The 23244-nt window shown below is 41.3% G+C and carries 29 protein-coding genes; 27 read left to right on the plus strand and 2 right to left on the minus strand.

The genetic code is table 11. The annotated features are described in order from the left end of the window. The 27 genes from fliG (at position 1) to nadD (ending at position 21272) form a co-directional block, all read left to right on the plus strand. A complete protein-coding gene (fliG, locus tag ATHSA_RS03515) occupies positions 1-1014 on the plus strand; it encodes a flagellar motor switch protein FliG (protein WP_161847776.1) in 1014 nt (337 codons plus the stop codon). Next, entirely contained in the window at positions 1007-1669 is a 663-nt protein-coding gene (locus tag ATHSA_RS03520; protein WP_161847777.1) for a FliH/SctL family protein, read from the plus strand. The genes fliG and ATHSA_RS03520 overlap by 8 nt, the downstream gene beginning before the upstream one ends. Beyond that, the gene (locus ATHSA_RS03525) at positions 1662-1928 is read left to right on the plus strand and encodes a hypothetical protein (RefSeq protein ID WP_161847778.1); all 267 of its coding nucleotides are present in this window, start codon (positions 1662-1664) and stop codon (positions 1926-1928) included. The genes ATHSA_RS03520 and ATHSA_RS03525 overlap by 8 nt, the downstream gene beginning before the upstream one ends. 14 nt (positions 1929-1942) lie before the next feature. After that, entirely contained in the window at positions 1943-2530 is a 588-nt protein-coding gene (locus ATHSA_RS03530) for a DUF4897 domain-containing protein (RefSeq protein ID WP_161847779.1), read from the plus strand. A gap of 2 nt (positions 2531-2532) precedes the next feature. Further along, positions 2533-3015, plus strand: coding sequence for a DUF6115 domain-containing protein (locus tag ATHSA_RS03535; RefSeq protein WP_232060124.1), 483 nt, complete (start codon positions 2533-2535; stop codon positions 3013-3015). Positions 3016-3028: 13 nt separating this feature from the next. Further along, the gene (locus tag ATHSA_RS03540) at positions 3029-4429 is read left to right on the plus strand and encodes an aminopeptidase (RefSeq protein WP_161847781.1); all 1401 of its coding nucleotides are present in this window, start codon (positions 3029-3031) and stop codon (positions 4427-4429) included. Positions 4430-4498: 69 nt separating this feature from the next. Beyond that, positions 4499-7423, plus strand: a complete 2925-nt coding sequence (gene recJ / locus ATHSA_RS03545) for a single-stranded-DNA-specific exonuclease RecJ (protein ID WP_161847782.1) — start codon at positions 4499-4501, stop codon at positions 7421-7423. Then, positions 7404-8174, plus strand: a complete 771-nt coding sequence (locus ATHSA_RS03550) for a RuvX/YqgF family protein (RefSeq protein WP_232060147.1) — start codon at positions 7404-7406, stop codon at positions 8172-8174. Before recJ ends, ATHSA_RS03550 begins: the two co-directional genes overlap by 20 nt. Beyond that, positions 8132-8398, plus strand: coding sequence for an AtpZ/AtpI family protein (locus ATHSA_RS03555; RefSeq protein WP_161847784.1), 267 nt, complete (start codon positions 8132-8134; stop codon positions 8396-8398). The genes ATHSA_RS03550 and ATHSA_RS03555 overlap by 43 nt, the downstream gene beginning before the upstream one ends. Continuing rightward, complete coding sequence (locus tag ATHSA_RS03560; protein WP_161847785.1) at positions 8376-8729, plus strand: hypothetical protein; 354 nt, start codon at positions 8376-8378, stop codon at positions 8727-8729. The genes ATHSA_RS03555 and ATHSA_RS03560 overlap by 23 nt, the downstream gene beginning before the upstream one ends. Positions 8730-8732: 3 nt before the next feature. Beyond that, positions 8733-9554 (plus strand): F0F1 ATP synthase subunit A, encoded by an 822-nt coding sequence (atpB, locus tag ATHSA_RS03565; protein WP_161847786.1) that lies wholly within the window; start codon positions 8733-8735, stop codon positions 9552-9554. 31 nt (positions 9555-9585) lie between these two features. Continuing rightward, positions 9586-9822, plus strand: a complete 237-nt coding sequence (locus ATHSA_RS03570; protein ID WP_161848925.1) for a F0F1 ATP synthase subunit C — start codon at positions 9586-9588, stop codon at positions 9820-9822. A gap of 9 nt (positions 9823-9831) precedes the next feature. Further along, the gene (atpF, locus tag ATHSA_RS03575) at positions 9832-10329 is read left to right on the plus strand and encodes a F0F1 ATP synthase subunit B (RefSeq protein WP_161847787.1); all 498 of its coding nucleotides are present in this window, start codon (positions 9832-9834) and stop codon (positions 10327-10329) included. Further along, entirely contained in the window at positions 10326-10838 is a 513-nt protein-coding gene (atpH, locus tag ATHSA_RS03580; protein WP_161847788.1) for an ATP synthase F1 subunit delta, read from the plus strand. The genes atpF and atpH overlap by 4 nt, the downstream gene beginning before the upstream one ends. A gap of 1 nt (position 10839) precedes the next feature. Further along, a complete protein-coding gene (atpA, locus tag ATHSA_RS03585; RefSeq protein WP_161847789.1) occupies positions 10840-12348 on the plus strand; it encodes a F0F1 ATP synthase subunit alpha in 1509 nt (502 codons plus the stop codon). Then, entirely contained in the window at positions 12348-13214 is an 867-nt protein-coding gene (atpG, locus tag ATHSA_RS03590) for an ATP synthase F1 subunit gamma (protein ID WP_161847790.1), read from the plus strand. The genes atpA and atpG overlap by 1 nt, the downstream gene beginning before the upstream one ends. 1 nt (position 13215) lies before the next feature. After that, positions 13216-14610, plus strand: coding sequence for a F0F1 ATP synthase subunit beta (gene atpD, locus ATHSA_RS03595; RefSeq protein WP_161847791.1), 1395 nt, complete (start codon positions 13216-13218; stop codon positions 14608-14610). Position 14611: 1 nt separating this feature from the next. Next, positions 14612-15016, plus strand: a complete 405-nt coding sequence (atpC, locus tag ATHSA_RS03600; RefSeq protein WP_161847792.1) for an ATP synthase F1 subunit epsilon — start codon at positions 14612-14614, stop codon at positions 15014-15016. A gap of 2 nt (positions 15017-15018) precedes the next feature. After that, the gene (locus ATHSA_RS03605) at positions 15019-16041 is read left to right on the plus strand and encodes a 6-phosphofructokinase (RefSeq protein ID WP_161847793.1); all 1023 of its coding nucleotides are present in this window, start codon (positions 15019-15021) and stop codon (positions 16039-16041) included. Beyond that, positions 16038-16556: an AmmeMemoRadiSam system protein A gene (gene amrA, locus ATHSA_RS03610; RefSeq protein ID WP_161847794.1), complete on the plus strand. Its 519-nt coding sequence runs from the start codon at positions 16038-16040 to the stop codon at positions 16554-16556. The genes ATHSA_RS03605 and amrA overlap by 4 nt, the downstream gene beginning before the upstream one ends. 14 nt (positions 16557-16570) lie before the next feature. After that, positions 16571-17200, plus strand: a complete 630-nt coding sequence (locus tag ATHSA_RS03615; protein WP_161847795.1) for a hypothetical protein — start codon at positions 16571-16573, stop codon at positions 17198-17200. Positions 17201-17213: 13 nt separating this feature from the next. Then, on the plus strand, positions 17214-18026 hold the full coding sequence (gene minD / locus ATHSA_RS03620) for a septum site-determining protein MinD (RefSeq protein WP_161847796.1): 813 nt from the start codon (positions 17214-17216) through the stop codon (positions 18024-18026). A gap of 14 nt (positions 18027-18040) precedes the next feature. Further along, positions 18041-18331 carry a hypothetical protein gene (locus ATHSA_RS03625; protein ID WP_161847797.1) on the plus strand — a complete coding sequence of 97 codons (291 nt, stop codon included), beginning with the start codon at positions 18041-18043 and terminating at the stop codon, positions 18329-18331. A 1-nt stretch (position 18332) separates the two neighbouring features. Then, positions 18333-18734 carry a secondary thiamine-phosphate synthase enzyme YjbQ gene (locus ATHSA_RS03630; RefSeq protein ID WP_161847798.1) on the plus strand — a complete coding sequence of 134 codons (402 nt, stop codon included), beginning with the start codon at positions 18333-18335 and terminating at the stop codon, positions 18732-18734. After that, positions 18731-19459, plus strand: coding sequence for a hypothetical protein (locus tag ATHSA_RS03635; RefSeq protein ID WP_161847799.1), 729 nt, complete (start codon positions 18731-18733; stop codon positions 19457-19459). Before ATHSA_RS03630 ends, ATHSA_RS03635 begins: the two co-directional genes overlap by 4 nt. A 5-nt stretch (positions 19460-19464) precedes the next feature. Then, on the plus strand, positions 19465-20700 hold the full coding sequence (gene obgE, locus ATHSA_RS03640) for a GTPase ObgE (RefSeq protein WP_161847800.1): 1236 nt from the start codon (positions 19465-19467) through the stop codon (positions 20698-20700). Beyond that, positions 20697-21272 carry a nicotinate (nicotinamide) nucleotide adenylyltransferase gene (nadD, locus tag ATHSA_RS03645; protein ID WP_161847801.1) on the plus strand — a complete coding sequence of 192 codons (576 nt, stop codon included), beginning with the start codon at positions 20697-20699 and terminating at the stop codon, positions 21270-21272. The genes obgE and nadD overlap by 4 nt, the downstream gene beginning before the upstream one ends. A 1-nt stretch (position 21273) precedes the next feature. Here the strand turns inward: nadD and ATHSA_RS03650 are convergent, their stop codons facing one another. Both ATHSA_RS03650 and mnmA read right to left on the minus strand, forming a co-directional pair. Then, positions 21274-22122 carry a M55 family metallopeptidase gene (locus tag ATHSA_RS03650; RefSeq protein WP_161847802.1) on the minus strand — a complete coding sequence of 283 codons (849 nt, stop codon included), beginning with the start codon at positions 22120-22122 and terminating at the stop codon, positions 21274-21276. Between the two features lie 14 nt (positions 22123-22136). Next, a complete protein-coding gene (gene mnmA, locus ATHSA_RS03655; protein WP_161847803.1) occupies positions 22137-23171 on the minus strand; it encodes a tRNA 2-thiouridine(34) synthase MnmA in 1035 nt (344 codons plus the stop codon). Positions 23172-23244: the final 73 nt, after the last annotated feature.

A 23244-nucleotide genomic window follows, 5' to 3' on the forward strand; every position in this document is an offset into this window, starting at 1 on the left:
ATGGCCGATAACAAAAAGGAAATTTCTAACAAGCGTAAGGCAGCCATTTTTCTGCTTACAATAGGCCCAGAGAGGGCGGCCAAGATCTTGAAGAATTTAAGCGAAGAAGAAATAGAGTCTCTCACGCTCGAAATTGCGAATTTGAAAAACATCTCCGAATCGGAGAGACAGGAAGCATTGAGAGAATTTTCTGAAATGATGCAGGCCAAAGAGTACATAAACAAGGGGGGAATAGAGTACGCAAAGGAAGTACTTGAAAAGGCTTTAGGCCCGCAAAAGGCTTACGAGATCATAGGAAAATTGACTTCAAATTTGCAGGTTAAACCCTTTGATTTCATGAAAAAATCGGACGTCGCTCAACTTGTGAATTTTTTGCAAAATGAACATCCACAGACGATAGCGCTCGTCCTTGCGTATCTTGAGCCGAAGCAGGCGGCCCAGATAATAATTTCCTTTCCGGAAGAATTACAGGCCGAAGTTATAAAAAGGCTTTCCCTGCTTGAAAGGGCCTCTCCCGAGGTTGTAAAACAGATAGAGAAAAATATGGAGAAGAGGCTTTCTTCTTTTGTTACACAGGATTTCAGTAATGTCGGCGGAATAGATGTCGCCGTTGAGATAGTCAATGCCCTTGACAGAACGGCCGAGAAGAGAATTTTGGACGACATTCAAAAGACAGATCCAGATCTTGCCGAGGAGATAAAGAAGAGGATGTTCGTATTTGAGGATATACTCCAACTTGACGATAGATCTGTCCAGTTGATAATGAGAGAGGTGGACACGCACGATCTTGCCCTTGCAATAAAGGGAACAACAGAGGAAGTCAAGAACAAATTGATGTCGAATATGTCCAAAAGGGCTGCCGCTTTGCTCGAAGATGAATTAAAATATATGGGACCGGTTAGGGTCAAAGATGTTGAAGCGGCGCAGCAAAAGATCGTCGCGATAGTAAGAAAACTTGAGGATGCCGGAGAAATAGTCATAAGCCACGGTGGGGGAGAGGATATAATTGTCTGAAATCATAAAAAAGCCACCCGTTTTTGAAGATAAAATAAAGATCGGATATCAGGAAAAGAAACAAGAAGAAAAGGTCGATCCTTTAGAAGAGGCCGAAAAAAGGTCAAAGTTCATTCTTGAAAGCGCAAAGAAAGAGTACGAAAGGATATTGAGTTCGGCCATTGCCAAGTCCAAAGAAATAAAAGAAGATGCTTACAATCAAGGGTACAAAGCAGGATACGAGAAAAGCCTTGAAGAATGGAAAAAGAAATTTTTAGAACTCGATTCTTTTATCGAGAAAGTAAAAAAAAGTATCGATCAGTCCGTCGATGATATTACCCCTTATTTGCTTGAACTTTCCATAAGTGTTGTAAGAGAGATAGTCCTTTCAGAAGTAGATCCATCGTCCATTTCTAAAAAGATAGAGAGAGTAATGCAAATGGTCAAATCCTCGAAGAATGTCAAGTTGTATGTTCCACCAAACCTTCCCGAGGAGATCTTAGAAGATCTAAAGCATAGATCCATTGAAGTGATCGTCGATCCCGCTTTCGGACCTGATGATTTAAGAGCAGAGGTGGATTTTGGCGTAATGGATCTGAGAGTCGATTCGCAGTTAAATGCCTTTGAGGATTTGATGAGAAAGAGTTTTGGCGTAAATGGTGGCAAAAATGGCTGACTACTTTTTCTCTTACGGGAAAAAAGATCAAAAAGATCAAGCACGTATTGAAGATCTCGTTCATGAACTTACACGCCTTATCGCGATAGAAATAGCCAACGAAATAAGAAATCAGATAAAGACTTCTGATAAGAGAGACAAAGACGTTGATTTAAAGAAAATACTCGAGGAGGAAATATCGAAATTCGATTCAATAGAAGAGGTCAAATATCTTGGAGAATATCTCGTCAATTTGTGGAGAAAAACACATGAATTTTAAATGGAGGTTTTTGAATGTCAAAGTATAACAAATTTTTGTGGATAATGGTTGGAGTACTCGTTGTCGTTATGGTAGTCCAGTTCGTAATAACTGCCAACAGAAAACCACCATACGAACAGATCGCTTATCAGGCAGAGTACATTTTCACCTATTCAACTCCTGTTGTAATAAATGACAGCGTCAAACTTTATTATCCAAATTCGAACGATCTTCAAAAGGCGCTTGATGAATACAACAAATTAAGTCCTCAAGACAAATTCAAATCTTACCAGCAGATGTTCGATAACCTTTCAAAATCGACCAAACTCAGCCTTGTTCCGATAAGTTACGATTCAACGGCCATCGTTTTGAATCCGAATACGCTTCAGTTCACAGAGCACAGCGTTGTCGATGGAATAGTGACCGTAAAGGGATCGAATTATTACGTTTCGATGGGCAAGGTTGGAATGAAACTCGATAAGAATTCCGTTGTGACCTTTGAATTTCCTCAGGACAGCAAGATAATCTCTGTAAACCCAACTCCAACGACGATTTCTAATTCATCTCTTACATGGGAAGGTCCTATGGATCTATCCTTTCCGGAGGTGGTATTCACACGGTGATTTTGGCTTGGTTTTTGATCGGAGCCTTAACGGGCGGAATTTCTGGGGGAGTTGTTTATTTTTTGATCTCGAAAATTCGTGATCGTGGAAAGTACGATAATTTAGACATAACCGAAGATGTGTCCCGCCTTATAGGAAAGATCCAGCACGTTACAAACACTAATGTCGATACTCTCGACAAAAAGATATCCGAATTGAGAAGTGCGATTTATCATGCAAATGAACTTTATATCAGGTTAAATGAGAGTATGGCAGACAGAATGAATAAGATTTCCGAAGTTCCTCAAAATTTGATTCACGAAAGTCCCATTCATGTTGAATCAAAAGAGAGTGAGGAGATCTTTAACGATTTGGATAAAGAGGAAAAGGTTCTCGATCTTGCAAAAAAAGGATGGAACGACAAAAAGATAGCCGAGAGTTTGGGTATAGGTGTCGGAGAGGTGGAATTGATACTTAACCTTAACTCGGACAAAATTCATATCTAAAGGAGGAATTTTTATGCCAAAAAAGAAAAGTGACTATTCACAGATGAAAAAAGATCTCGAGTTTGAGTACAAAAGTGCGTGGATCGATCTCGATGAAAAAAAGGTAGATGAATTTTCAAAAGAATACATACAATTCATGTCCCGTGGCAAAACCGAGAGAACATTTGCCGAAGAGAGCATCAAGTTGCTTGAAAAAAATGGCTATAAGTCCATTGAAAAGGCAGATTTGAAGGAAGAGATAAAGGCATATTATCTTTACCGCGGGAAGGCACTTGCGATCTTCAGGATACCAAAAAAATTCGCCGGAGGCCTTAACATAATAGCGTCCCATATAGATTCTCCAAGGATCGATCTCAAGCCCAAACCCGTTTATGAAGATTCAAATATGGTGCTTGCAAAAACACACTATTACGGTGGTATAAAAAAATATCAGTGGTTCAACATACCTCTTGCCATAGTCGGTGTGGTCGTAAAAAGAGATGGAAAGATCGTGAAAGTAGATATCGGGAATGAACCGGGAGATCCGGTCTTTGTGATGAGCGATTTGCTGCCACACCTTGATAGAAATGAAAACAAGAAGGTCTCTGATATAACCGGAGAGATGCTCAACCTCATAATAGGATCGAAGCCTATAACTTTTGAAAAGATGGAAGGCGCTTTGAAGTTGAACGTGCTCAAATTGCTCAATGATAAGTACGGAATCGTTGAGGAAGATCTTGTGAGTTCGGAACTCGAGATAGTGCCGGCCTTTGCACCAAGAGAGATAGGCTTTGATAGAAGCATGATAGGCGCTTACGGCCATGACGATAAGATATGCGCCTTTGCAAGTCTTAAGGCCATTCTCGATAGTCAAAAGATTTCAAGGCCAACAGTCATTCTTTTCTTTGACAAAGAAGAGATAGGAAGTTATGGAAGTACGGGAGCATCGCACCAGTTCTGGATGTCATGGATAAAGAAGATCTTGAAAGCGCGGAATATAGAAACGGATGTTACCTTCGAAGATATAATCGAGGACACGGCCGTTCTCTCTTCCGACGTGAACGCGGCCTTCGATCCGACCTTCAAAGAGGTTTTTGAGGTCAACAACACGCCATACCTTGGCAAAGGTGTTGTCATCACGAAGTATACCGGCGCACGCGGAAAGTCAGGATCGAGCGATGCCGATGCCGAATTCGTCGGACGCGTAAGAAAGATCTTAAACGATAACAAGGTAGTCTGGCAGACGGGTGAACTCGGGAAGGTCGACGTTGGAGGCGGCGGCACGATAGCGCTCTTCTTTGCCGAGTATGGTATGCATGTACTCGATGTCGGACCGGCCTTGCTTGGCATGCACTCTCCATTCGAGATCGTATCAAAGGCCGATCTTTACCAGACATATCTTGCGTACCTTGCCTTTATAAAAGATTACGAATAAGTTTGTTATGAGTTTTAACCTCTTTTGTTATATAATCTCTTCGAGAGAATGACAAGAGAGGTTTTTTCATTGAAAAGTGAATGGAGGATAGTAGATTCTGATAAAGATTTAGAGCAGATCTTAAGCAAAAAATTCGATGTAAGTGCTTTTCTTGCAAGATTGCTTTCAAAAAGGGTAAAAAATATCCAGGAGGCTGAAGAGTTACTCTTTCCAGATCGAATAAAACTTGGCAATCCTTACGACATGTTCGGAATGTACGATGTTGTAAAAGAATTGATCAAGATCAGAGAAAGGAAAGAACCTCTTGTTATATACGGTGATTACGATGTCGACGGTGTTACCGGTACGGCATTGTACTATTTACTTTTGAAAAAGTGGGGATGGAATGTTGAGTACCACATTCCAAGCAGGCTTGAAGAAGGGTATGGTCTTAGCAAGGAAAGCATAAAGAAATTTTCAGATGAGGGAAAGAAAAATTTTTTAACGGTCGATTGTGGAATAACCTCTATAGATGAGGTAAGGTATGCAAATGATCTGGGATGCAAGATCATAATAACGGATCATCATGAGCCCAAGGACACGCTTCCGGAGGCCACTGCCATAGTGAACCCAAAATGCCCTCAGGACACTTATCCTTTTAAATCCTTTTCCGGTGTAGGCGTTGCCTACAAGGTAGTCGAGGCTTTAAAAGAGTACCTTCAGACCGGCGATGATCTCGAAAATTATCTTGATATAGTAGCCCTTGGAACGATAGCGGATATTGTCCCTTTGATGGGAGAAAATAGATATTTTGTCCACAAAGGTATTCAACTGCTTTCTTTGAAAAACAGGGTAGGACTTTCTGCACTAATGGAGGCATCGAATGTAGATTTTGAAAATATAAAAACCCACGACGTGGGTTTTAGAATAGCGCCAAAGATAAACGCAGTCGGAAGAATAGACAATGCAGTTACAGCCCTTCAGTTGATAATCGAAGAAGATTCGAAAGAGGCCGCAAAACTTGCCGATGAACTTGTACGGAAGAATCAAGAAAGACAATTCATAGAAAATCAGATATATCAAGAGGCTATGGCAAGCCTCGACAATCTCGAAATCGACAAATTAAAGGCTCTTGTCATAGATCACAAAAACTGGCATCCGGGCGTTATAGGTATAGTTGCATCGAGAATACTTTCAATATACCACAAGCCAACCTTTATGATAAGTGTAGATGGAGATATGGCAAGAGGATCTGCGCGAAGCGTCGATAACGTCAACATAATAGATGTGCTAAGTAGGGCAAAGGATCTCCTTGAGGAATTTGGCGGTCACAAAATGGCGGCCGGATTTTCTCTTAGGGCCGAAATGATAGGCGCTTTTAAAGAGAGAATAAATGAGATTATGGCCGATTACGATTCCGAATTGTTAAAGAGTGAATTACTTATAGACGATGAGATCTCTTTGGAGGATATAAATGAAGAATTTGTAAATGGCATAGAAAGGCTAAAACCATTTGGAAATGGAAATACCGAACCGGTCTTTCTCATAAGAGATCTTAGAATAGAGCAGTTAAAGCCAGTTGGAAAGAACAGTTTTAAGGTATTGCTTAGATCCAAAGAAAGCAGAATGGAAGGCGTAGGATTTGGCCTTTTGGAACTGACGAATACTTTTAGATTTTCTCCCGGGTACAAAACGGCCGATGTCGTTGCCAATGTGTGGATAAACTCATGGAATGACACAAAAAGATATCAGTTGAACATAATAGATTTAGACGTAAAGGATAACGTCGTTCATCGCGATCATCATTTCGATGAGTTAGAGATAGAAGGCATGATAAATCAAAACTCCTTTGTGATCGGTTCTGCCGACGTAATCGAGAAGATGATCGTCCAAATGTCTAAAAAAGTTAAAAACATTGTCGTCGTTCTTCCGACCAATTCGATGCTTGCCGACCTCTTTAGTTCTGTTAAGCATTCCCTTTCGAATTTCAGACTCGGGTACGTTGATGCCCTTCACCAGCCATTTGAAGAAATGGACATCGTCTTTACAAATGCGCTATCGCTTGGCAGGATTAAAAATTCTTCGAATCTTGTCATCTGTGAGCCCCAAATGATGATTCACTCTTTTGCCTTTGATGAAATGTTGTACAACATCGAAAGGTTAAATCCCAAAACACTTCTATTCTTTTCATCTTTCGTGAATCGAGATGAGGAAGATAAGATAATAAGAGAGTTCAATTGCAAGGTAATAAAGATCTTCCAAAAGCAAAATGTGGGGATAATAGACGATAGAAATGTCAAAGACAAAACTGAAATGATAATCGATCTCATAGAGAGCAGAATGAAAACTGCCGTTATTTTTTCCAATATCCAAAGTCTTAAGTCTTTTTATTCTAAACTTTGCAAGATTTATCCAGAAATGTGTTCAAATCAAGAAATAACGGTCTACAACGATGTAAAAAATGCTTTTTTGAAATACTCAAAGGTTAACCTTTTGCTCGTCAACGGAATGAACATTCCAAAAATGGAGTTCGATAGGATAGTTTATTACGATTTTCCGAGAAATCATATGGAATTTCTCAAGCCTCCTGCAATTTTAAAGGATAGATCTATTACCCTTCATATGGCCTTTGGATACGAAGATTTTGAACAAAATCTCAGAGATCTCGATGAGATCTTTCCGTCTCCCTACAAAGTTATCGAAGGCGCGAAGAATATATATAAGTTTGAAGATGAAGATCCCATCGATGTACTTGTCAGATCGGAGATAGCATCTTCAAGATCCATCGCAAAGATATACCTTTCAATACTTTCTGAAATATCGGCCTTTGACGGTAAGAGAATAACAAGAATACCTTCTCTAAATGAAATCGAAAGAAGTTCAAGAGAAAGAGAAGGAAAGATGGAGAGACTTAATTTGAGATTTCTCGAAAGAGATCTTATGAATTCTCATGTAAAAAGTATAGCAAGAATTTTTCAGAATCCTTTTGAAATTCATGAAAAAAGCGGCAATTGATGTAGGAATAAAAAGAACCGGATTTGCCTTTACCGATCCCGAAGAAAAGATCATCTCCAAAGTCAAAACTGTCGAGACGGCAGATATAGATCGTGAAATAAATGAGAATATGCCGTTATCGGAGATCATTGTGGGTTTTCCGATCAATTTACAGAATCGTTTTACCCCCTCCACGTATATGGCAGTTAACAAGGCTATAGAAATAGCAAAGAACTATGCCCCCGTTCCTGTGTATTTGATGGATGAAAGATTTACCACAAAAATTGCGAGCGAGATGAGAAAAAAGCATATAATAGATGGAATAAGTGCCTCTATTTTGTTGGAAGAGAGATTGAATGGATCAAAGGGAAGAAGGGTTTTTTGGTCATTGCCATTTTTGTCTGATAAAATAAGTTCTCTCTTTTCTCTTGGTAATTTTAAAAATGTCTGTATGATGGGAGAAGACCTAAGAGGCATTGAGTCAAAAGCGCACGATCTTAATTTTTTGATCTTTGAGGAGGATCCGACCTTTTTTGTGTTAAGATCGAGGTGTAATAATTGTACTTTACATTTCGGCATAGATTGGGATATAATTTTGCAAAGCGCGAATAACATTGATTTGGTCATATGCTCTCAAAGATACGTCGAAAAAGCCAAAGAGATCTTTCGAGAGGGGACAGCGATTGTAAGTGAAGGTTCTGAATATGATGGTTTATATATAGGAGGCAGATGGATCAGGATAGAAACGGTAAAAGATCGAGAGAACTTGTAAATCTTTTCAAGAGTGCGAACATAGTAACTTCTTTTAGCGCGATCGTTATTGCCAACATAGCAGTAGGGGGATTTTTAGGTTATTACATCGATAAGTGGACATTTAACAACAAAATAATCTTTATTATTTTACTTTTTTTGGGAATCATTTCTGGTATATACAATGGAATAAAATATCTCCTAAAAGAGGTAGAAAAATCGGATGGAAAGAGCAAAAAAGATTGATTTTTCCTTTAACATTTTTTTGACATATTTATTCTTCCTTCCCATCTTTTCGGTACTGGGATGGAGGGTAATTGCCGGTTTTTCTTTGGGATTTTTGTTTTCGGAGATCGGTTGGATTCTTCTTAACGAAGATGTAGAAAAGTTCAAAAATGGAAAGCGTGGATCCATTCTGACTGGTTTTTTAAAAAGATATTTGATCTTTTCTATTCTGCTTTTGATGTCATTTTTAATAATTTCGGTTGAAGGTTTCTTTTCTGCCTTTTTAGGTCTTGAGATCTTGTCTTTGACACTTTTTGTTTCGCCAGATCTTATAGGGGATAAAGGAGGATAAAAGGTGAAATTGCACTTTTCGAGATCAGAGAAGATCTTTTTGATAATTTTTCTGTCTTTTTATTTTGCCTTTGCAATATGGAATGCCGGATCTGTGGAATTTCCAGAGGGAGTAGGTCATGTGTGGCAGGAAAATCTCCCAATTCTGGGAGTTGTAAATCCGTTGACTGTCATCATGACGGTCTCTATAATCATTGCCTTGATAGCCATCGGAATAAAGTTCAAAAAGAGTCTTTCTTTTATACCATCTCGGTTTCAGAGCGCCATTGAACTTTTACTTTCCTTTCTTTACAACCTTGTCGAGGACACAATACCGGTTGAAGAACTTGTAAAACCTGTCTTTTACTTTGTCTCAACGCTCTTTTTGTTTATCGTTTTTTCAAATGTGCTTGGGGGTATCCCGGGCATATCCGTAAGTCCGGTCAATGGTGGATTGTCGATCAATTTCTTTAACGATACATGGTATTCTCCAACTGCCGATTTAAACACGAACCTTACCTACGCACTTGTTGTCTTTATCGCAAGTTACATTTTCGCGATAAAACATAAAGGACTAAAGGTATGGGCTAAGGGCCTTATTTCTCCAAGTCCCTTTATGCTTCCCATGAACATATTGGGAGAAATTTCAAGGCCCATTTCTCATTCTTTTAGGCTTTTTGGTAATATAGGAGGAGGGGCTTTGATATCTTTGATGTTGTGTTATCTCACGAAATACACAGTTGTTCCGGTTGTAGTCTGGGGATTTTTTGGATTTTTTATAGGTGCAATACAGGCCTACGTTTTTACGATACTTGCAGTTGCTTACATAAATGCACAACTTGAATAATTAAGGAGGGATTATCTTGACCGATTTCACAATGGCACAGGCAGTAGTACAAGCGGGAAAGTACATAGGAGCGGGTATAGTGATGGGGCTGGGAGCGCTCGGACCGGCTTTGGGGGAGGGGAATATAGGTAGCAAAGCGATGGAAGCGATGGCAAGGCAGCCAGAGATGGTCGGAACTATAACGACGAGGATGATCCTTGCAGACGCTATAACAGAAACAACCGGCCTTTACGCGTTATTGATTGCTTTCATGATACTCCTCTTTTAGGAGAGAAATATGTCGGGGATCTTTTTGAATTTCAACGGAACTTCTATTCTTCAATTGATGAGTTTTTTCATCCTGATGTATTTCATGGTTAAATTGCTTTACAAGCCCTTCCTTTCCATGATCGACAAAAGAAAGGAAAGTGTCAAAGCAGAGTATGAAAAGGCTACATCTGAAAGAATGGAGGCCGAGAATTTAAAAAAAGATGCTCAAAAAGCACTTGATGAGGTAAAAGAAAAGATAGCCATTTACGAAGAAGAGGCAAAAGAGAGAATCAAGGAATACGAATTGAAGGAAAAGGCACGCATCGATAGCGAGATAAAAGAGATGATGGAAAATGCCAGATCCCAAATAGAAAGTGAAAAGGAGAAGGCGCGAAAGATCATCGAAAAAAGTGCCGTTACCATTGCGATAGCACTTGCCTCTAAGATCATCCAGCAGGAGATAGACGAGAAATCTAAAAAAGAATTTTTGATGAAACAACTTTCAAAACTTGGCGATGAAAAATGATGAGTTACGTATCTTACAAGTACGCAGTTGTTTTAAGGAAAATAGAGAATAAAAAACTTCTGATGGCAATAGACGCACTCGTAAATGCGAAAGATGAAAGTCTGAGATCTTTTTTTTACAATCCGACGATATCCCCGCAGAAGAAAAGTGAGATTCTTGCCGGAGTTTTTGGTTTAGACGAAAGATCTAAGAAGTTTTTTGAACTTCTATTCCTTCACAAAAGATTTCATTTGTTGAAAGAGATAAGAGAAATAGTTCAGGATATATCTTTGCATGAAAATGGGATGGAAAGAGTTTATGTCAGAAGTGCGACAAAACTCGATGAAAATGACAAATCTGCGATAATCGCGGCCATAAAAAAGATCAAGGATATAAAGCCAGTTTTAGTGATACGCGAAGATCCTTCTCTTATTGCGGGAGTTGTTATCAATTTTGAGGATTTGATGGTAGATTTAAGTGCACTTGGCGCTTTAAAGGATTTGGAATCCTTTATCTCTGGAGGTATGTGATGTGCGGATAAATCCGGATGAGATATCCAAAGTTTTACTTGAGAAGATAGAGAATTTTGAACGAATTCCCAATCTAAAAGAAGTTGGCCATGTCGTTCAAATGGGAGACGGGATAGCCCATGTTTACGGACTTGAAAATGCGATGTATGGAGAACTTGTCAGATTTGACAAAGGGCAGATGGGCATGATAATGAGCCTCGAGATAGACAGCGTTGGCGTTGTTGTGCTTGGAGAATACAAGAATATAAAAGAAGGAGATCTCGTTGAAAGGACGGGAAGGGTCGTTGAGGTGCCGGTTGGCGATGAACTCATAGGGAGAGTGGTAGATCCTCTCGGTAAACCTCTCGACGGGGGACCGGCGATCACTTCCAAAAAGACAATGCCTATAGAAAGAAAGGCCGTTGGAATTATAGAAAGACAGCCTGTCAAGGTTCCTTTGCATACCGGTATAAAGGCAATAGACGCCATGATACCGATAGGAAGGGGACAGAGGGAACTCATAATAGGAGACAGGCAAACTGGAAAGACCGCGATAGCGATAGATACCATAATAAATCAAAAAAATCAGGGCGTTATTTGTGTTTATGTGGCAATAGGACAGAAAAACTCTGAGGTTGCAAGAACGATTGAAAAACTCAGGAAGACCGGCGCCATGAATTACACAACGGTTGTTGTCGCAAACGCAAGCGATCCGGCCGCTTTAAGGTACATTTCTCCCTATGCGGGAGCAACTATGGCCGAAGAATGGATGTTCTCGGGGAAGGATACGCTTGTCGTTTACGATGATCTGAGCAAGCATGCCGCTTCTTACAGAGAACTTGCCTTGCTTTTGAGAAGGCCTCCCGGAAGAGAGGCATACCCTGGCGATATTTTCTACACACATTCGAGGCTTTTAGAGAGATCTGCAAGGTTAAGCGATGAACTTGGAGGGGGATCGATGACGGCCCTTCCAATAATAGAAACTCAGGCAAATGACGTGAGTGCCTATATTCCTACGAATGTTATATCGATAACGGACGGTCAGATATATCTCGAATCATCTCTATTTTACGGTGGTTTTAGGCCTGCGATAAATGTAGGGCTTTCCGTTTCGCGTGTCGGAGGGTCGGCGCAGACTAAGGCCATTAAAAAGATCGCTGGCAACCTCAGGATAATGCTTGCCCAGTACAGGGAACTTGAAACCTTTGCCCAGTTCTCAACTGAACTCGATCCGTCGACGCAATCTCAAATAAAAAGGGGCCAGCATCTTATGGAGTTGCTCAAACAAGAACAATTCGCAACGATGCCTTTTGAAGAAGAAGCGGTCTCGATATATGCCGGTGTTAGAGGATATATCGATGATCTTCCTCTCGGAGAGGTTAAAAGGTTCGAAAAAGGTATGATTGAAAAGATGAAAAAAGAGACCAAAATTCTCGATAAGATACGTGAAAAAAAGGATATAGATGCCGAGACAGAGGAAGAATTGAAAAGATTCATCGAAGAGTTCAAGAAGAAATTCGGTGGTAGATAATGGGACGGGGAATGCAACTTGAGATAAAAAGAAAGATATCTTCCGTCAAATCTACAATGCACATGACGCGAGCCATGGAAATGGTTGCGACGGCAAGATTACAATTCTTGAGAAAAAATCTTAAAAATTTTTACGAATACGAAAGGACGCTCTCTTCCGTCTTCGAAAGAGTTACAGGCTCGATTGAGGATCTTGACGAGGTAAAAGATTTGATATGGAAAGAACCCTCAAAGGTCATGTTAGTCGTCATAACGGGCGATATGGGACTTTGCGGAACCTACAACGACGAGGTAATACAAAAAGCCTACGAAAGGGAGATATCTTTAGGCAAAAAGTTTGATTCCTTTTACGTTATAGGATCCAAGGCTTTCCGCAGGATGAAGTACGATGGAAAAAGAATAAAAAGATCCGTTTTAGAATCTTATTCAAGGCCTTTTTACGATGATGCTCAAAGCCTTTCGAATGAACTTTTGAGGATATACCAAAAAGGAGAGGTCGATTGCGTAGAGATAATCCACGGATACCCCAAAAATTCTCTGATTCAGGAGGTCAAAGACGAGATCTTTATACCTATAAAGATTGAAAAGAAAGATCATGAAAAATTTTACGATTTTGAACCGAGACCGGAAGAGATATTCAGAATGCTTGTACCGCAGTATTTCGGATCCAAAATTTACAGAATATTGCTTGAATCGAGAATATCCGAGCAAAATGCGAGGCAGAATGCCATGAGGAACGCGACCGAAAATGCCAAAAAACTGATAGACGATCTGACCTTACAGTACAACAAGATAAGGCAGTTCTACATAACGCAGGAAGTTATAGAAATAACGAATAGTGCGGAAGTTCTAAAGGGAGAGAATTGAAATGGATAAGGGAAGAATAGTCGGGGTTGTTGGACCGGTTGTAGATGTCAGGTTTTCTGGCGGTGAGATTCCAAATATACGCGATGCTTTGAAGGTCAAGGTTAAAGATAGAGAATTGTTGATGGAGGTAGAACAACTTGTAGGAGATGATATCGTAAGATGCATAGCCCTCGACTCGACAGAAGGGTTGAGCAGAGGGATGGAGGTAGAGAAGACCGGAGGCCCCATAACGGTTCCGGTCGGAAATGAAAATATGGGAAGGATCTTCAATCTTGCCGGAGAACCTATAGATAAAAAGGGCGAGGTCAAATCGAAAGAAAGATGGCCCATATACAGGGAACCACCTTCTCTCGAAGATCAAAACACAAAGGTTGAGATTCTCGAAACGGGCATAAAAGTTGTCGATCTTATAGCCCCATTTCCCAAAGGCGGAAAGATAGGTTTTTTTGGAGGAGCGGGCGTTGGAAAGACCGTCCTTGTCATGGAAATGATAAGGAATATCGCCATCGAGCATGGAGGATTTTCTATCTTTGCGGGAGTCGGTGAGAGGACAAGAGAGGGCAATGAACTTTGGAATGAGATGATAGAAAGTGGCGTTATGAATAACACCATTTTAGTCTTTGGCCAGATGAATGAACCACCCGGTGCGAGATTTCGTGTTGCGCTGAGTGCTTTAACGATGGCCGAATATTTTCGCGATGTGGAAGGAAGAGACGTTTTACTTTTCATAGACAATATCTTCAGATTTGTTCAGGCCGGATCGGAGGTTTCGGCCTTACTTGGAAGAATGCCATCGGCCGTTGGATACCAGCCCACGCTTGCGACAGATATGGGAGAACTTCAGGAAAGAATCACCTCTACCAAGCGCGGATCAATAACTTCCGTTCAGGCCATATACGTTCCGGCAGACGATATAACGGACCCTGCCCCTGCCACTACCTTTACGCATCTCGATGCGACGATAGTGCTTTCGAGACAGATCGCCGAACTCGGTCTTTATCCCGCAATGGATCCCCTTGAGTCTAATTCAAAATTGCTCGATCCTTCGATAGTTGGGGAAGAGCATTACACCGTTGCGAGGGAAGTTCAGAAGGTTTTGCAAAGGTACAAAGATCTCCAAGACATAATAGCAATACTTGGAATGGAAGAGTTGTCCGAAGAGGATAGACTTACAGTTCAAAGGGCGAGAAAAATTCAAAGGTTTTTAAGTCAACCTTTATTCGTCGCGGAACATTTCAACAACGTGAAGGGAGAGTATGTACCGATATCCGAGAATATACGTGGCTTCAAAGAGATTCTTGAGGGGAAGTACGATGATCTTCCGGAACAGGCCTTTTTGATGGTCGGAACGGTCGATCAGGCCGTCGAAAAGGCAAAAAAACTTTACGGGGATTGATATGTTCAGGTTAAAGATAATAACCCCGGAAAAGATCGCTTTTGACAAAGACGTCAAGTTCGTCGAATTCAGAACCGTCGATGGTGCCATGGGCACCTTGCAAAATAGGATTCCACTCTTTGCCGCTTTGGCAATAGCGGAACTCGAGATAGAAGAGGCGGATGGGAAGAGGACCTTTTTTGCCGTTCACGGTGGGATCGGGGAATTTTTCAACAATACCTTTACAATTCTTTCGGACGCTGCCGAAAGACCCGAAGAAATAGATGTTGAAAGGGCAAGAAGAAGTCTCGAACGTGCAAAGGTTGACATCGAGTCTGTTGAGGAAATAAGGAGAAAGGAACTTGAAATGAAAATTCAAAGGGCCCTTGTTAGGCTCAAAATCTCTGAAAAGAGGGAGAGGCGATAAGATTGAAAATCGCTATTTTAACGGGTGGAGGAGACTGTCCGGGTTTAAATGCCGTTATAAGGGGCATAGTTAAGGCAAAAAGAAATGAAGATGAGGTAATTGGATTCAAAAGAGGATGGGAAGGAGCGCTCAACAACGATTACGTGAGTCTCACAGAGGATGATGTTGAGGGTATACACCTGCTTGGTGGTACGATACTTGGCACATCGAGAACGAATCCTTTCAGCATCAAAGATGGTGAAAAGAGAATTTTAGAGAACTTTGAAAAAGACAAATTAGACGCCCTAATAGCAATAGGCGGTGATGACACTTTAAGCGTTGCGACGAAATTTTGTGGACTTGGTTTGAAAATCGTTGGGGTTCCTAAGACGATAGACAATGACGTCTCCAATACGGATTACACCTTTGGATTTCATACCGCTGTCAATGTCGGAGCAGACGCAATAGACAGGCTTCAGTCAACTGCCAAGTCACATGGGCGTATAATGTTAGTGGAACTCATGGGACGGGATGCAGGATGGATAACTCTTGAAGCAGGCCTTGCCGCGGGAGCGCACCTTATATTGATACCTGAATTTCCAAGGACTATAGACGAGATAATAGAAATACTTGTCAAAAGAATGAAGGCAAAGGGATATGCCGTTGTCGCCGTTGCGGAAGGGTTTAAACCAACCGATCTCGAGAGTGCCATTGGTGATAAATCAACGATAGATCCATTTGGACACATAAAACTTGGCGGTATAGCGCATTATCTGTCTGAGGTTATAGAAGAAAGGACGGGTTATGAGACGAGATCTGTCGTTCTTGGACACCTTTTAAGAGGTGGCACACCAACGGCTTTTGACAGGATTCTTGGCACAAGATACGGTGTTGAGGCGATGAAACTCGTTCAAAAGGAAGACTTTGGAAGAATGGTCGCCTTAAGTGGAAACAACATAATTTCCATCCCGATAGAATACGGGGTAACGACGAAAAAACTCGTTCCATTTGAATATTATAAACTTGCGGAGATGTTTTTTGGATGATTGGAGAACATCCTTACGTTAAGTGGGCAATAAGGGTTATAGAGTCGAAGATAAAAGAGGGAAAGGATATTGAGCCAGATCCTAAAATTACTCCCGCCGATTTATTTCAAAAAAGGGCCGGTGCCTTTGTGACCCTTCACACGATCGATGGGGATCTAAGAGGGTGTATAGGCACATTTTTGCCCACGACTGCCGACCTTGCACATGAAATAGCGCAAAATGCCATCGCGGCGGCCCTTGAAGATCCGAGATTTGAGCCGGTCAGCGCCGATGAACTCGATAAAATAGTCGTAAGTGTCGATGTTTTATCGACTCCTGAGGAAATTAGATCTGAAAGTGAATTAGATCCTAAAAAATATGGTATTATCGTTGAAAGTGGATGGCGAAGAGGATTATTACTTCCCGACCTTGAGGGCGTTGATACGGTGGATGAGCAGATAAGAATAGCGATGGCCAAGGCGGGAATAAGAAAATACGATAAAATTTATAGGTTCACCGTTCAAAGATATCATTGATCGGGGGCAAAAATATGGAAGTCAAACAAGCGGAAGAGTTATCGAAGATGCTTTCGACTCTTGATGGAGTCATGAAGGCGAAGGTTGTGGTCGATCCGGAAAGTGGAGAACTCACGGAAGTTCACATTCTCGCTTACGGAGACAAAAACCCGAAGCAGATTGTGAGAGACGTCGAGACCGCCATACTGACAGTTGCAGGGGAGAGAATAGACAGAAGAATAATAAGTATAGCGCAAATAGGGGGAAATGAAGGCAGTGAAAATCCATCCTTTAAGGTTGAGTCCGCAGGTCTTTCGGAAGACGGTAGCGAAATAGAAGTTGGAGTTGGGATAAGTTTTGGTTTATCTTCCAAAGAATCAAAGAAACGTGGTATAAAGTCTTTCAAAAATGTGCTTAAACTTGCCGGTGAAGCGGCCATGGAAGCGATGGAGAGCGTATCTGATTCCAAATTGAAGTTTTCTCTCGATGAGATAAGAGAGGTTACGATAGAAGACAGGAAGTTCTTCATAGGGACCATGACAGTTATATCCGGCGCCGGCATGACGCGCGAACTCGTCTTTGCCGGCAAGATAGAGTTCAATTCGGTTAGAGACGTTGCGGAGGCAATTATCGAAAAGGTAAATGCCTCTGGCCTAAAGTTTTAAAGAGGTGATTTGATTGGCAAAAGTTTACGTCATTACGTCCGGCAAAGGAGGGGTCGGTAAGACAACTCTTACGGCCAACCTTGGGACTATAATGGCCTCTAAAGGAGACAGGGTTGCCCTCATAGATGCCGACATAGGGATGAAAAATCTTGACGTCGTTTTGGGCCTTGAAAATAGAATCGTCTACACGAGTATGGATGTCGTAAACGGAAAGGTAGACGTATTCGATGCGCTTGTCAGACACAAGCAATTGAAGAATTTGAGCCTTTTGCCGGCATCTCAGGTTGCGACCAAAGAGATGATATCGCCGGACGACATGAAAAAAATAGTGTCTCAAATCTCGGAAAAATTCGATTACATATTCATAGATTGTCCCGCTGGCATAGAGAGAGGTTTTAGGAATGCCGTCGCTCCTGCCGAAGAGGCGATTGTGGTTACAACGCCCGAATTGCCCGCTATAACGGATGCGGACAGGGTTATAGGACTTCTTGAGAATATGAATTTTGAAGATTCGAAAATACATCTTATAATCAACAGGTTTAAACCGCACATGGTAAGACATGGAGATATGCTAACGGTTGATGACATAAAGTCTGCCCTTTCCATCGATATAATAGGGATCGTTCCCGATTCTGAAGACGTTATTGTTGCAACAAACAAGGGGATTCCTCTCGCTTTAATGGATGGAAAGGATAAAATGGGAAAGATACTCGAGGGAATTGTTCTGAGACTTAAAGGAGAAGATGTTCCAATCCCGACTCTCGAAGAACTTGAGGAAAAGCAAAGTTGGTGGAAAAATTTCAGAAATCTTTTCAAGCGGGATTGAGGAGATGATCCGGTATGGGCTTTTTTGATTTCTTCAGAAAAAGAAAAGATGGCACGGATAAAGAATCGGCGAGAGAGTCTGCAAAGGAAAGGCTCGATACGCTTGTTGGATCTGGAAGAAGGTTCGTCTACAGAATAGACGAGTTTGAGGATAAGGCTGATCTTGAAAGAAAGACAGAGGAAATAAAGAAGAAGATCCAGCAGGAGGCTTTGGAACTCTTCAAAACAGACGCGGACAAGATCAAGATAGTTGTCGAAGAACACAATGGTTACGTTATAATAATAACGAACATAAACTTTGAATGAAATGATCGAGATAAGCATAAATAGTTCGAAACATTTTGAAATGATAGACATAACGGAAGAAGTCCGAAAGGTAGTTAGAAATAGCGGGATAAAGGAAGGTATATGCTTCCTTTATGTGCCTCATACGACGGCAGGCATAACCGTTAACGAAGATGCCGATCCTGCTGTCAGGAATGATTTAATTTCATTTTTTCAAAAACTCGTCCCGTGGAATGGCGATTATTCACATATGGAAGGAAATTCTGCCGCCCATATTCTTTCGACCCTTGTGGGAGTGAGAATGGAAATTCCGGTAGAGGAAGGGAACCTTCACCTTGGAAGGTGGCAGGGTGTATTTTTTTGCGAATTCGATGGGCCAAGAAGGAGAAATGTTGAGGTTACGATAATGGAGGTGGGGAAATGAAAAAAGCGCTCTCATTCATTTTACTTTTTATCCCTGTCCTAACTTTCGCGATATCCTTTCCTTACGGATCGGTCATGAATTTCAATCCGGCATACATGGTCTACAACAAAAACTGGTCCATCTCTTACGAGATGTATTTTGCGAAGAATGAATCTGACATTTTGATCTTCCAGCCATTCAAAGATGGTTTTGCCGGGAAGATAGGTCTTTACACGTCTGGGGCGACAAGTGGCGTCGCGTATTCCGTGGCAACGAGGGCCGGTAATTTGAATATCGGATCTGATTTTTTGATCTCCAATTATGGCACAGATCTTTCCGTTACTTTGGGACTTGGAATGGTTGAGCAAATCTCGCAAAATTTCGATCTGTCCGTTAGAATGCCACAAATACTCACATATACCTATCAAAAAGGCATATCTGTTTATCCAAACTTCGAGGCAGGAATCAATTTTCTTAACGCTTACTGGAGTACAGGAGCCTTTATCTCGATAGGCCAGATGGTCAGTGGTGGTATGATCGCTAACATATCCCTTTTCAATTTTCAAATTCTCGCAAGACTAAGTGGTGGATACATTCCGCAAATTCCTTCTTTGAGTCAGAATGCTTTTGACCTTAACGTGGAAAGTTCGATAGGATCGATAAGTTTTGCATACCTGTACCGAAACGCATGGGGAACTTATAATCCAGAACAATTAAATGGATTCAGAGTGTCTGCACAATGGTGATGTGAATGATAGATAGAACTAAGATATACGTTGCCGCCGGAAAGGGTGGCAACGGGATTGTTAGTTTCAGAAGAGAAAAATTCGTTCCAAAGGGCGGGCCGGATGGAGGAGACGGAGGAAATGGTGGCAGCGTTATCATCGAGGCAACCTCTTCTATGAGCACTTTGAGCGATTTCAAGTACAAAAAACATTTTAGAGCCGAGTCCGGAGAGAATGGTAAGGGTTCCAACATGACAGGCAAATCCGGTGAAGACCTTGTGATAAAGGTGCCGGTAGGTACAATTTTAAAGATAAACGGAAGGATAGTTGCCGATCTCAGCGAAGACAAAAAGCGCTTTGTCATCGCAAAGGGAGGAAGAGGAGGAAGAGGCAACGCCCATTTTGCCACACCGACAAGACAGGCGCCTACCATAGCGGAAAATGGGGAAGATGGAGAGGCATACGAGGTTGAATTGGAATTGAAATTGCTTGCCGATGTTGGGCTCGTTGGCCTGCCGAATGTTGGAAAATCTTCATTGATTGCCGCGATGACGAATGCGCGTCCAAAGATCGCCGATTATCCTTTTACGACTCTCGATCCCGTTCTCGGCAAGGTTGAAATGGGACGAGGCAAATCTTACGTTATCGTCGATATACCGGGTCTCATAGAAGGAGCCCATGAAGGGAAGGGGCTTGGAGACGAATTCTTAAAGCATGCCGAGCGCACCAAAGTAATCGCGCACGTCTTAAGCCTTACAAGTGACAGTATAGTCGAAGATTATCAAAAGATAAAAGAAGAGATGAAACTTTACAGTCCGAATTTTGAAAAAAAGGGAGAGATCGTAGTTCTTAACAAATCAGATCTTGTCGATGAAAAAGTCGCAAGGATGGCAAAAGAAAAGTTCAAAGATAAGAAGGTCTTCGTCGTTTCTGCGATGACCGGATCAGGTTTGGAAGATCTGAAAAAGGCACTTTACTACGAAATACAAAAATTGCCTGCGACCGAATTTAGAATAGAGGAATTTCCGGAAAAGCCGGTAGAATTGCCGATTTTCGTTGAAAAAGCAGGGGATACCTTCGTTGTTAGAGGTAGTGAGGTTGAGAAACTCTTGAAAAAGTACCAGATAAATCAAAAAGATGGCATGGAAATCTTAATGAAAAAACTTGAAGACCTTGGTCTTGAAAGACAATTGATCAAGGCCGGAATAAAAGATGGAGATACCGTCGTGATAGGCGAGATGGAGTTTGAATTTTACAGATGATAGGGATTTACGGAGGCACCTTCGATCCGGTTCACAATGGTCATCTCATAATCGTGAATGGCATTCTCGAGATGACCAAATTGGAAAAGATAATCATCATGCCGACAAGAATTCCCCCGCACAAAAAAGGCAAGGTATCGGCAGATTTTGAAAGACGTCTAAGGTGGGCAAAGATCGCCTTTGATGAAATAGAAAATGTGGAAATATCCGATTTTGAAAATAAACCGGATATTTCATACACTGTGGATACGATTAGACATTTCAACAAAATTCACGGGAAGATCGCCTACATAATGGGAGAGGACAGTTTTGTTAATATAGACAAATGGTACATGTACGAAGAGATAGTGAGATCCGCAAAAATTTACGTCTACCCCCGATATTGCGACAGATCAAAGACTCTCTCGATGATCGAGAAATTCAAGATGTACGATGTGAATTTCCTTCCTCTGCCAATAATCGAGATATCTTCCACTGTCATAAGAGAAAGGGCCGAAAAAGGACTTTCTCTAAAAGGATATGTTCCCGATGAGATCGAGAAGGAAATCTTCGAATTTTACTCCAAAATTTGAATTATTTTCCCATGCCCTCCCCTATTTCTCCGGCATAGACTACGGCAAGAAGTGTCTGAATTAATTCATCGTAAAAATCAGTCTTGAAAGTCACTGTTGTGCCACTGATACGCTTTACTCCGGGAATGAGTACCGCCTCATCTGCCATCGCAGTGGATTTGAAACTTATCTCAACCTTATACGGAGGAATTATTTTGTAAGGCTTTACGGACATTTTAAAGGTTCTTAAGAGTGCTTCCTTTGTACCTTCGATGATCTCCCTTTTCAAAAGATTTTTAGGTTTCATTACAGCGGCGAACTTGCTAAGGCCGTGTTTTGTCTCTATGAGTACACTCTGAGGCATTTCCACTTTTAATTCTTCGACGAGTGCGTGATCGCCTATGATCATCGATACTGGCACATCGTAATTTCCTGCAAACGCGGCATTTATCGTCGATTCACTCATGTGCTTTCCATTTATCTTTATTTCGTAAACGTCAGTTGAGTAGGTATGATCCATCGTGCCTTTCATGGATCCAACACCGGCATGGTATCCTACAAAGAAAACTGTCGAAAAACTCGCATCGAGACCTGTCATCATGTAATAGTCTCTCAGGCCACCGCTTATGAGATATATCCTGTCATCCTTTTCGGTGAAATCGTAGGAGAGATTTTCTCCCTTTGAATGTGAATCACAGATGAGTATTTGTTCGATCTTGGGATTGAGATCCGATGATTTTATTCCATCGACTATCCACGTTAGAGTCTCGGCCATGTATTTACCGAGGTATCTTGGATCCTTTTCCTCGACCTGATGCCATGAATTTATCCCCGGCAGTCCTTCCATGTCAGTCGAAATGAAGATCTTCATTATCAAACCTCCTTCTACATTTGAATTGCCCCACCAATCATTTCTTTTTCTTTGTAAAAGGCTATGACCTGACCGGCAACGGGAATGGCCTTTTCGTAAAATAAAACGCTTTTCTCTTCGGGATCGAGACGACAATTTATCAATGGACCCGTGCTTCTCAATTTGCACATGCAATCGAATGGTTCGTGCAAATCGTACAAAAGGTTAAGATCATCGATCTTTATCTTTTCCTTTACCAGATCGCTTTTATCTCCAACGATCACGGTATTTGTGGCCGGATCGACTCCGACGACGTAAATCCTTTTTCCGGCCGCAATCCCCACCCCTTTTCTCTGACCTTTTGCGTATATCTGGTAACCTTCATGAGTGCCTATGACATTTCCGTGCACATCTTTTATCGGACCTGACTTGACTGAGATCCCTTCATTTTCGAAAAAACTTTTGAGATTTCCGTCTGGAATAAAGCACACATCCTGACTATCGGGCTTTGTCCCGACGATTAGATCGTTTTCTACGGCTATTTTCCTTACCTCTTCCTTTTTCATCCCTCCGACCGGCAATATCAATTTTTTGAGTGTATCTTTTGTAAGAAGTGAAAGAAAGTAGGACTGATCTTTTTTGGGATCCGATCCCATGTAGATTTTTCCATCCTTTACAAAAGCGTAATGACCCGTTGCGAATAGTTCAACTCCAAGATCTTTTCCGATCTTGTCAAGGGCCCAGAATTTCATCTTTTTGTTACACCAAACGCATGGATTTGGAGTTATTCCCATCTGATAACCTTTTATGAAATCCTTTATTATCCTTTCTCTAAACTCGGCTTTCAAATCCATTATCTTGATCGGTACGTCTATTTTTTTTGCGATCTTGATCGCGTCATGTGTATCGTCAGGACTACAGCATACCTTATGGTTCAGGGAATATTTCGAAAAGAACAGATCGTCTTCCATTTTGAAATGAACTCCTATGACTTCGTACCCTTCCCTTTTCAACAAAAAGGCACTTACAGCGCTATCTACGCCTCCACTCATTGCAACTAAAATTTTCAACTTTTCACCTCAAATCAGATCGCGATCTTGATTTTTGTTTTTTAATCATGATATAATCTTTATGTAACAATTT

Origin of the sequence: Athalassotoga saccharophila, assembly GCF_009936215.1 — a bacterium.
Classification (GTDB): domain Bacteria; phylum Thermotogota; class Thermotogae; order Mesoaciditogales; family Mesoaciditogaceae; genus Athalassotoga; species Athalassotoga saccharophila.

What these genes read in the sequence shown, in the direction of transcription:
- fliG (WP_161847776.1), top strand. Translation starts at nt 1, where the DNA reads ATGGCCGATAACAAAAAGGAAATTTCTAACAAGCGTAAGGCAGCCATT.
- ATHSA_RS03525 (WP_161847778.1), top strand. Translation starts at nt 1,662, where the DNA reads ATGGCTGACTACTTTTTCTCTTACGGGAAAAAAGATCAAAAAGATCAA.
- ATHSA_RS03530 (WP_161847779.1), top strand. Translation starts at nt 1,943, where the DNA reads ATGTCAAAGTATAACAAATTTTTGTGGATAATGGTTGGAGTACTCGTT.
- ATHSA_RS03540 (WP_161847781.1), top strand. Translation starts at nt 3,029, where the DNA reads ATGCCAAAAAAGAAAAGTGACTATTCACAGATGAAAAAAGATCTCGAG.
- ATHSA_RS03550 (WP_232060147.1), top strand. Translation starts at nt 7,404, where the DNA reads ATGAAAAAAGCGGCAATTGATGTAGGAATAAAAAGAACCGGATTTGCC.
- ATHSA_RS03555 (WP_161847784.1), top strand. Translation starts at nt 8,132, where the DNA reads ATGGATCAGGATAGAAACGGTAAAAGATCGAGAGAACTTGTAAATCTT.
- ATHSA_RS03560 (WP_161847785.1), top strand. Translation starts at nt 8,376, where the DNA reads ATGGAAAGAGCAAAAAAGATTGATTTTTCCTTTAACATTTTTTTGACA.
- ATHSA_RS03570 (WP_161848925.1), top strand. Translation starts at nt 9,586, where the DNA reads ATGGCACAGGCAGTAGTACAAGCGGGAAAGTACATAGGAGCGGGTATA.
- atpF (WP_161847787.1), top strand. Translation starts at nt 9,832, where the DNA reads ATGTCGGGGATCTTTTTGAATTTCAACGGAACTTCTATTCTTCAATTG.
- atpH (WP_161847788.1), top strand. Translation starts at nt 10,326, where the DNA reads ATGATGAGTTACGTATCTTACAAGTACGCAGTTGTTTTAAGGAAAATA.
- atpG (WP_161847790.1), top strand. Translation starts at nt 12,348, where the DNA reads ATGGGACGGGGAATGCAACTTGAGATAAAAAGAAAGATATCTTCCGTC.
- atpD (WP_161847791.1), top strand. Translation starts at nt 13,216, where the DNA reads ATGGATAAGGGAAGAATAGTCGGGGTTGTTGGACCGGTTGTAGATGTC.
- atpC (WP_161847792.1), top strand. Translation starts at nt 14,612, where the DNA reads ATGTTCAGGTTAAAGATAATAACCCCGGAAAAGATCGCTTTTGACAAA.
- amrA (WP_161847794.1), top strand. Translation starts at nt 16,038, where the DNA reads ATGATTGGAGAACATCCTTACGTTAAGTGGGCAATAAGGGTTATAGAG.
- ATHSA_RS03615 (WP_161847795.1), top strand. Translation starts at nt 16,571, where the DNA reads ATGGAAGTCAAACAAGCGGAAGAGTTATCGAAGATGCTTTCGACTCTT.
- ATHSA_RS03625 (WP_161847797.1), top strand. Translation starts at nt 18,041, where the DNA reads ATGGGCTTTTTTGATTTCTTCAGAAAAAGAAAAGATGGCACGGATAAA.
- ATHSA_RS03630 (WP_161847798.1), top strand. Translation starts at nt 18,333, where the DNA reads ATGATCGAGATAAGCATAAATAGTTCGAAACATTTTGAAATGATAGAC.
- ATHSA_RS03635 (WP_161847799.1), top strand. Translation starts at nt 18,731, where the DNA reads ATGAAAAAAGCGCTCTCATTCATTTTACTTTTTATCCCTGTCCTAACT.
- obgE (WP_161847800.1), top strand. Translation starts at nt 19,465, where the DNA reads ATGATAGATAGAACTAAGATATACGTTGCCGCCGGAAAGGGTGGCAAC.
- nadD (WP_161847801.1), top strand. Translation starts at nt 20,697, where the DNA reads ATGATAGGGATTTACGGAGGCACCTTCGATCCGGTTCACAATGGTCAT.
- ATHSA_RS03650 (WP_161847802.1), bottom strand. Translation starts at nt 22,122, where the DNA reads ATGAAGATCTTCATTTCGACTGACATGGAAGGACTGCCGGGGATAAAT.